Origin of the sequence: Radiobacillus sp. PE A8.2, assembly GCF_045635475.1 — a bacterium.
Classification (GTDB): domain Bacteria; phylum Bacillota; class Bacilli; order Bacillales; family Amphibacillaceae; genus JBJGXI01.
This window is the reverse complement of record NZ_JBJGXI010000100.1, coordinates 1-1574: the sequence shown is the minus strand read 5'-3', so window position 1 is coordinate 1574 and position 1574 is coordinate 1. Positions and strand designations below refer to the sequence as shown.

Below are 1574 nucleotides of genomic sequence, written 5' to 3'. Positions count from 1 at the left end.
AAAGATAAGAAAGTATATAATTTTCGGTCTACCACAGTCTTTCAAACTGTGGTATTTTCTTTTTATGGAAGCAAATATTCTTAGACAGATTTTTTTTGATAAAAATAGTCACTGGGAGTCTTTCAAGAAGAAGCACGGAGCTAAAATTCGTCCAATCGTGACCAAGGAGGTTGAAAAGTTTCGGGATTGTGGGGACATTAAAAAAGGATTTAAGCTATTCGTGTGTGAAGGTTGCCATGATGTTAGAAAAGTACCATACCGTTGTAAGGGGCGATTTTGCACAACTTGTTCTGTGGGAGAGAGCGAGGAATGGAGTAGATTACTTACAGAAGATGTCCTTCAAGTAAATCATCGCCATGTAATATTTACGATAGATGAGGGGTTAAGAGATGTATTTCTTCTTCATCGTCACTTATTAAAAGATTTAATGGATGAAGCAGCTAGAATAATATCAGAGTTTTTCAAAAAGAAAGCAAAAGTAACTCCAGGAATTATTGCAGGATTACACACCTTCGGTTCAAGAGTTAACTTTAACCCACATGTTCATATGTTAGTAACGATGGGTGGGTTAACGAAAAAAGGAAAATGGAAACAGTATGATTTTCTACCTTTTGCGATGCTTAGAAAACAATGGCAAACAGTAGTTTTAAAATTAATACGTAAAGGAGTTACTGAAAAAGAGAAAAAGAGAATACAACCCAGATTACAAAAGGCGTTTACCAATAATGGTGAAGGCTTCTATGTATATGCCCCAAAACAGCGAGGCAAGATAAAAGAACAGCTACGTTATATTGGCCGTTATATTCGTCGACCTGCGATAGGTATTAATCGAATCGAGGAATATGATGGTCAGTACGTGACGTTTAAATATATAGATAAGACAGATGGAATAGAAAAGAAAGAGAAAGTAAGCGTGGAAGAATTTATATCACGTTTAATTCGTCATATACCAGATGAGCAATTCAAAACAATAAGACATTACGGAATGTATTCTAGAAGAAGCAAGAACTTATGTAAGAAGATACTTGTTACTTGGCAACAAAATACAAAACGTTGGATAATAAAAGTTAAAAAGACTTTACGTCGTCAGACGTGGAGAGAAAGAATTGTAGCAAGTGGAAAAAAGGATCCCCTTGTCTGTCCTCATTGTGAAAATTATTATGAATATATGGGAGAAGTATGTCTTGAGAACGGAAAACTAGAAATAAAGGTCGCTTTGACGAAAGAAGCAAGAAACTACTTAGAAAGGGTGATTGAGTATTACTCCAGTGTCCAAACACCACAAAAGAGGGAAGAAAAAGAAAAAAGGAACCGATCATTTAAAGAAAAAGAAAACATCCGTCAACTTCATTTGTTTAACGTGTCATGAAGAAGAGAGAATACCGTATGACGTGGTTCAAGACTTTGACTTAATGGATGGTGGCGATCCTGCATCCCCACCTCAGTTTAGGTGTGAACAATGTGGGGGAGATATGTATCCTGAGTACTACAAAGGAATACACGGTCAGGAATACAAAATATCGGATGTCCTCTAACTAAAAAAGGACCGGGCGGTTTATGCCCGGTTTTTCTTA

General features: G+C 36.5%; 1 protein-coding gene. It reads left to right on the top strand.

Annotated elements, in window-relative coordinates; genetic code table 11:
* Positions 1 to 64: 64 nt before the first annotated feature.
* Positions 65 to 1369, top strand: a complete 1305-nt coding sequence (locus ACI6MV_RS24820; RefSeq protein ID WP_483880225.1) for an IS91 family transposase — start codon at positions 65 to 67, stop codon at positions 1367 to 1369.
* The last annotated feature ends 205 nt before the right edge of the window (positions 1370 to 1574 follow it).